The 7,656-nt window shown below is 34.7% G+C and carries 6 protein-coding genes; 3 read left to right on the forward strand and 3 right to left on the reverse strand.

Translation table 11 applies throughout. From position 1 onward, the window contains the following. Nucleotides 1–78: 78 nt before the first annotated feature. Together N518_RS0112145 and N518_RS0112150 are read right to left on the reverse strand one after the other, a co-directional pair. Nucleotides 79–4,824 (reverse strand): AAA domain-containing protein, encoded by a 4,746-nt coding sequence (locus tag N518_RS0112145; RefSeq protein WP_005025077.1) that lies wholly within the window; start codon nucleotides 4,822–4,824, stop codon nucleotides 79–81. 165 nt (nucleotides 4,825–4,989) lie between these two features. Next, nucleotides 4,990–5,196 carry a helix-turn-helix domain-containing protein gene (locus tag N518_RS0112150; RefSeq protein WP_005025075.1) on the reverse strand — a complete coding sequence of 69 codons (207 nt, stop codon included), beginning with the start codon at nucleotides 5,194–5,196 and terminating at the stop codon, nucleotides 4,990–4,992. Between the two features lie 341 nt (nucleotides 5,197–5,537). Here N518_RS0112150 and N518_RS0112155 point away from each other — a divergent pair, with 341 nt between their 5' ends. From N518_RS0112155 to N518_RS0112165, 3 genes are read left to right on the forward strand one after another with little or no spacing between them, the layout of a single operon-like run. After that, a complete protein-coding gene (locus tag N518_RS0112155) occupies nucleotides 5,538–5,807 on the forward strand; it encodes a hypothetical protein (RefSeq protein ID WP_005025073.1) in 270 nt (89 codons plus the stop codon). Nucleotides 5,808–5,856: 49 nt separating this feature from the next. Next, complete coding sequence (locus N518_RS0112160) at nucleotides 5,857–6,387, forward strand: DUF1376 domain-containing protein (RefSeq protein WP_005025071.1); 531 nt, start codon at nucleotides 5,857–5,859, stop codon at nucleotides 6,385–6,387. Nucleotides 6,388–6,396: 9 nt separating this feature from the next. After that, the gene (locus tag N518_RS0112165; protein ID WP_005025070.1) at nucleotides 6,397–7,140 is read left to right on the forward strand and encodes an ATP-binding protein; all 744 of its coding nucleotides are present in this window, start codon (nucleotides 6,397–6,399) and stop codon (nucleotides 7,138–7,140) included. Between the two features lie 233 nt (nucleotides 7,141–7,373). Here N518_RS0112165 and N518_RS0112170 read toward each other — a convergent pair. Next, on the reverse strand, nucleotides 7,374–7,656 hold a 283-nt coding region (locus tag N518_RS0112170), incomplete at its 5' end, for an integrase core domain-containing protein (protein ID WP_026444335.1).

The raw sequence follows: 7,656 nt of genomic DNA on the forward strand, positions 1-7,656 counted from the left end.
ACCCTATTATAAACAATGATAAGAACTTTGATTTTCCTACTCATTAACTTAATAAAATAAGGGGATTACCCTTATAAACTAATTCAATATAAAAAGATCTTGCTGAACTTTTTGAATTACATTCTCTTCAGGTTCTTTATTTACCCAAACTCTTTGCTCTACATCTTGAATTAAACTACTAGCATGATTCGTAGGTTTAATACTCATTGCATTGAGTTTCTCAATCAAAGACTGAACCATATTTTCACGTTCAATTGACCAACTCGATGCAAAGCATCTCCAGAATGTCCATCCTGCACGTTCTAAAGCACGTTGACGAATCATATCATCATGCCATTGTTCTGGCCCATGATAGCTATCACCATCACACTCAACTGCTAAACGCTGATCTCCATCCGATTCAACCACTAAATCAATTCGATAGCTTCCAACCTTGACCTGTGGAGTAACTGTGTATCCCATTTTATGTAATACCATGAATACAGATTTTTCAAACTCTGATTCACATAACTCTAATTTTGCTTCAAATGATGCTTTTTGATCCTCTTGCAAATCATAAAAATGATTGAGTAAATTCAGCCTTAAATCTTTTGGTGATATATGATCACCACTCACGGAGTGGACAAGATACATCCGTTCACGAGCACGGCTTGCAGCCACGTTAAATCTCTGTTCATGATCGGATCTACTCAAAGCATGACAATTCTGAGGATCTGCTACCATAGATAGGAAAATAATATCTCTTTCTGCACCTTGGAATGCTGAGGCATCCCCACAAGCAAATTGAACTTGGGTAAGAGCCCCTGCACCAAATTCATTCAAAGCTTCTGATTGAATGAACTCAGCCTGTGCTGGCCCCAATAATGAGATCACGCCAATTGATCTATTCGCATATCGTTCATCTTTAAGAAGAAGCTTCATTTCCTCAATAATTGCTTTCGCTTCTATTCGATTAATATGTTTGCTGTTTTTAGATTCTCTATACCCCTGCGGTGTATAAATTGCGACTAAGGCTGGGCTTAACTGCTCAGATTTCTTCGATAATCGCATTGGCTTAATACGGTTACCATAAAAGTTTTTATTACTGTAACTAATGATCGCAGGATGACAGCGGAAATGCTCTAGAAGCATCACGCTTGACTCATAGATAGAAGAAGCCATGTCGTATAAAGACATATCTGGTGTTAAATATGCAGCATGTGGCTGACCATGTAGATAACGATTTCTTAATACATCAATTTGAGCACTTGCTAGACCGACATTACTTGGAGAAACCTGTTTATTATCCCCTACAACTAATAATTTTTTAGCACGCATTAAAACAGGTAATACGTCAATTGATGATTGTGACGCCTCATCTACAATCACTAAATCAAAGAGACCTAATTCAGCAGGCATAGATTCAGAAACCTGAAGATGTGACATGACCCAGCAAGGAATAGCTGCTGTTGCCTCTTTAAGGGCCGCTTGAGCATCTTTTCTATAACGTGGAGCGTTCTTGCCTGTCCCTTTTCCATAGTGTTGTACAGCAATTTTATAGCGCTGTAATGCAACTAAAATTTTATCTGAGGCATTTTCCTTTAATGCCAACCACGTCTTGTTTGCTGCCAATTGAGCGTAATTCTGAGACAGATTCTTCTCGTGAATACGACGACGCTCATACAAGTTTTCAATTCGACTTGTATTACTAATAGTCATTACAAAAGTCTCAAGACGCTTCCATTCCCAAGCCTCGACCAATGTGTTACGTAATATAGGATCCTCAATTTCTTGGGCGTAAGGAATCTCTAGAATATCTTTACTAAGAATCACAGCATTTGTTTGGCTCAATTTAATACTGGCCAATTTAACTCTGTCAAAATCCTCAGTTAGATCTTTCAAATGAGCTAATTTCTTTAATAGATCGGCATATTCTCTTAATTCATTTTCATATAGCGAATCTGAATCAACCTGGGACACAATTTTTTTCAACTGATTTGATATTTTATTATCAAACTCTGATAAATAAAGTATTTGATCAGCCAGTTGCTGTTGATAGACTTCTAAATTAAATATTTTTAACTTCTGACCTAATAATTGAATCAAGTCATCAATATTTTTAGGTAATCCATAGAAATCAAAAGATTTAGCTCTACTAAAAACTTTTAGATAATTGGCACTAAATACATCCAAATACTTATTTTTCAAATCTAGGCATTTTTGGGTTCTAATGATGAGCTGCGTGAACTCTTTTAATATTTCATCAATACCACGATTATTTAACTCGATTAAAGGGATATCTAATTGTGCTGCAATACTATTCCATTTACTCATAAAAACATTAAGAGTTTGCCTTCTATCAATATATTCTTTAACTCTTTTCCACTCATCTGATGTATCAGGATATTTTCCAGAAACTTTAATTGACTTAAATAATTCTTGTAATTCAGCAGTACCAAAATGATACCAATTAAATGGCTTACCTATATCAACAGCACGTTGAACAGCTTGGTATTCTTTTGAGTTTGGTTGTATCTCAAAATTCAGCTCTATGGGATCAGTTAATAGCGATTTTCTGTATTCCACTAAAGGTTGAACTTCTTGAATAAGGTTCGTATAGATATCCAGCTCCATACCCTTATCTTCTGAATTTATCTTTTTGAAATAACTCAATAACCATGGTTCTGCATGATCAAGAACAAGATTTAGATCTTCCAGATAAATCTTTAACCAATCTCTTAGCTCATTAATTTCTACTTCAGAAGTAATTTCCTTGAAACTATGTTTGTCATTTTTCTTTAAGAATTCCTCAATCTCATCCTTTTCTTTTAAGAATTCACTTAATTTTTTTAGACTCGTCGAATCTAATAATCTCTCAGGAACTGGCAGAGAGCCATAATTTATGAATGGTAAATCTGTACCTATTTTCTTCCTTGAGTCTCTCAGTTGAATCAATTCAATCTGGGAAAAAGGAAACTGGTCTTTATTCTCTAAAGTTAATTGGTCGGTAAACCATTCATAGGATGCTCTACTTTCTAATACCGTCTTCACGATATCCATAGGTAATTTTTTATTACCATCTACCTCAATATTCTGATAATGCTTTTCTGCAAAGTTATATATTTCTCGATCAATCAAAGCCATTTCATGATGATTATGATCCACTTGTTGTTTTAAAACTTCAATCGTTCTTTGAACCTCACCAACATTCATCTGAGTAATCTTTTGGACAATCAGATCAATTGAAGATTCAAGCTGATTTTTACTTTCTTTACTTGAGCCAATTCTACTAACTACTAAAGGTTTTAACTCATCAGGAATCTTCTCATGTACTGTTTTCAGAACATGTGACTGCTGTGCAGTTACTAGTACTTTTTTTCCATTCGCCAAATAATGGCAGATAATATTTGCAATGCTATGTGTTTTACCCGTACCTGGCGGACCTTGCACCACTACACCACTGCTAGTTAGCAGGTTCTGAACAATAGTAATTTGTTCTTTGTTATAAGGCAGTGGGAAATAAAGCTCTTCAACTTTTGATCCAAATCCTTCAGTTCCAGAACGCCCCCTAAAACTGTAAGTCTCCTTTTTATTAATATTATTACTTAACTCTGTCACTAATGATAAAGGTTGTTCAGGTATAATTACTGATGGATCATTAAGCCTAGTTTTTAATAACTCAATATCATCACTTAAAATAGAATTTCTTTTAGGGCGACTAAACAGTACCGATGTTAATGTCACTGTTAAGTTCTTAGATGGTATCGCTCTATTCTCTGCCTCAACAATTGTTCCTCTTGAGAAGATATTAGCAACAAAGGCTTCGACTAGATCTGAATATGTTTCTCCTTCAAATAATGCTAGTGAACGCCCATTATCTAAGTTTTCTTTTAAAGCTAATTTCACTTGCCCTGAAGTGGGTATATCATCCTCTAATAAAATGGCATCCATTTCGATATTGGCACGTGTATCTTTAGCACCTACACGTATTAATCCATTTTTTTCTATTTCCATTTCTAAAGGAATAGTAATTAAAGGATATGAATAAGATTTTTGAGTAGTAGGAAGTACCCAATCAACTAAACCAAAACCTGCAACAATTTCCTCACCATCGCCTGTTCCACCTAGGTTAATTGCAGTATTCCAAGAGAATAATTTGTCATAAACAATAATGGATTTTTTAATCTCATCATTGTCTTGTTTCCAAAGTTCCCAATTATTTCGATAATTTTCAAATTCTTTAAACAACTTCTGAATTATGCCAATTTTAGTGATCAAATCATTTGCCACTAAAAAGTAAGCTAATCGCAAGTGATCAACTCGCTTAAAAGATACTAGCTTATTTAAACTAGCATAATTAAAAGTCGGTACTTTTTCAGTTTCAACATGGATGTGCAAAGACAGTTGTTTAGATGGTATAGGCATCGATTGAAGTTGTAAGCGTTCAATTTGAAACCACCAATCACTATCATTCAGAATCTTTAAACCACGAAGTTTTTTAAGATCATAGGAATAAAATCTATTACCATTAATTTCATATTGAATTTTTTGAGTATCCTCAGCTTGATGAGATACATAGTCCAATAATTGGATCAGCCTATTCTTAGCAAAATTACTAATTTCATGTTCATGCTGCATAATCAAATTTTCTACTTTCTTAGGTACTTCTATTTCGGATATGGAAGAAATTATTGACCATCTAAAATTGTCATCTTTGAAAAAATATTCTTGATTTTTATCAAGGAAGGAATTTACCTCCTTCTTTTCAACACCAAGAATTTTAGCAATTTCCCTTCCCGTTAAATTAGGTTGAGTATGCAGAATATTTGCAATTACATCCTTCATGCTAAAAATACTTCCTGATGATCTAACAGTTACAATAAATCATATATCAAAACTTCTAATCCCCACTTAATTATTTAGTATGGATACTAATGAGCAATTCATTTGAGGTAGATCAGAAAATTAACAACTATATTTAATATGAATCTTAATAATATAAATAAAAAGCTACTCATATTTTATATAAATCAATAACTCTCCCACTTCTACTTCTAAAGCAGTACAAATCTTATCAATCGTCTCAAAATCTATACGAACGGACTCGTCGTTATACAGTTTATAAAGCGTACTTTTATTAATACCTGTCTCTTTTACAAGATCTGCAACACGCATTTTTCTTTCAGCTAACAATACAGCCAAGTTCGACTTAATCATACTTTTTCCTAGTTAAATAGTAAAAAATACTTGAAATCCCGTAAAATTATGATAATTTACGTCTAAGGAATAAATTTTCCTACTTTCCTAGTACTTTTTATGAGGTTGATTATGCCATAGCTGCAGATAATTCCCCATATATTTTACGAAGAACAAAAAATTCAGGCCTGTGCAAACAACTTATACCTCTCTCGCCAAAGTGAACCATAAGTCGTGCAAACAAGCCTGAGATACCACCAAGACGTAAATCATGAGGTACTTACCAATGATAAAGAAAATAAAATCTAAACGAAATCCCTATTTCCTTGTACTGCCTAATTCTGGCTGTCAGGAGATTCACCATGTTTGATAAATCAGTATTTGATGGTGTCGTCGTATGTGAAGCTGCCGATGCAATGGCAAATCATATTATCACTGAGTTTGAAATCCCTCGTTTAGATCGTTTGGCTACTAAGCTCAAAGTAAATAGCTGCTTCAATGATCATCAAGCCCTTCGTCTTTGGGCTGATCGTTTATGTGAAAACTATCCCATTACCAATGATTTCACCGTATACGACTTAGAAGATCTCATACAAACGGCTCGTATACTTTTTTTAAAAATATTTTCTTAATTCTCTTCTGGGGCATGTTTGAAATGCCCCTACCTTTTGTAGGTTCAAAATGAATACTGACGCAACAATTTGGATGCCACTGTATATTGGTGATCTTCAAGCGAAATTTACTCGACTTTCGAGCGAACAAGTGGGTGCTACCCTTTTTCTCATGATGGACTTTTGGAAGAATGGTCCTATACCAAGTGAACCCAACATTTTGATGAGTGTGACCAAACTAACTAGTCCTAAAACCAAGAGCCTAATAACTACATTAAAAATCCTGAATCTTTTTGAAGAAGTAAATGGATTTATTCAATCTAACTACATCACTACATTAAAAGAACAAGCTATTCTCAATCAAAAGATGAAATCTGAACGTGGGAAATTAGCAGCACAAGCTCGTTGGAATAAAAGCTCAAGTAATGCTGATGCATCAGATTCGGAGTGCTCTAGCAATGCACAAGCATTACTTAAAGAATGCCCTTCACCTTCACCTTTACCTTTACCTTCATCTTCATCTTCATCTTCATCTTCATCTTCATCTCAAAGGAAGGATGATAAAAATGAAGAAAAACCGATTAATCGAAAATGGATTTAGGAGTAGATGATGAATATAGGAATTGATCTTTTAAAAACTCCTAAGGAAGTTTTAAGCACCCTCTGTACAAAACATGGCTATCCATTAATAAAAATAGGTAGTCATCAAGTGTGCAAAGTCTGTGCGAAAGAAAATCTTGAACAAACGAATAGAGAACACAAGGAAGAGTTACAGCAAAAGTTGTTACAACACCGTATTCATAGCTCAGGACTAAATCAACGCTACTTGGAATGTGGTTTTTCTAATTATAGTGCTAGTACTATTGAACAGCAGCAAGTTGTCGAATGCTGTCAGAATTTCACACAGCAATTATTAAACGGATCGAAATCCAACCTTATCCTTTATGGCACACCAGGTACTGGAAAAACGCACCTAGGATCAGCGATCATTCGCAATGTTATCTATAAAACCAAAATGTCATCTCGTTATATAACGAGTGCTCAGATAGCAAAAACCATTATGAATTCATGGAGTATTGAAGACCAATCTGAGGAGCAATGGATTCAATTTTTTGCTGATTTTGATTTACTCGTCTTAGATGAATATGGGCTACATGATCGTCATTCATCTCGTTTAGAACTTGTTCATAAAGTGCTATACAAACGCTATGACATGATGAAGCCAACTATGATTATTTCTAATTTTGTCCTTGATGCGCTTGAGACTGATTTAGGTATGAGGCTTTGGTCAAGATTACATGAAAATCAATTAATCACTTTGCCTTGTTATTGGTCTGACTACAGAATGAAGTAGCAAAAAAAGCCTTGGCAGTACCAAGGCTTTTTAATAATGGTCTAAAGTTTTACATTTCAAAACCTGAGTGAGTTATTCGATTTAGAGATCGGTTGTTTACGTTACTGTTTAGGATCAGCTGATATCAAACCATTTTCTTAAAGAATTAAACTAATGATGTAACGATTATTGCCTACATTGTACTAGCTCAAACCTGATCTGACAGTTACCCGATTTTTATTGTGCCTGTCAGGTTAAATTTGAGCTAAATTCTTCTCAGCCCAAATCCGTTTTCCATCAAGTAAAGTTTCAAATGGTGTACGACCACAGCAGATTTTTCCTTGATGAGTCCGTTCAGTATTATAGAATTTCAGCCAGTCGTCTAGATCCGTCTGCAACTCTTCTAGCGTGCTATAAAGCTTTTTCCTAAATGTAATTTGATAAAACTCCTGCAGTATTGTTTTATGGAAGCGTTCACAGATCCCATTCGTTTGTGGTGAAGCTGCTTTTGTCTTCGTGTGATCAATGTCATTGAGC

The sequence above is a fragment of the Acinetobacter sp. UNC436CL71CviS28 genome, assembly GCF_000620525.1.
Classification (GTDB): domain Bacteria; phylum Pseudomonadota; class Gammaproteobacteria; order Pseudomonadales; family Moraxellaceae; genus Acinetobacter; species Acinetobacter radioresistens.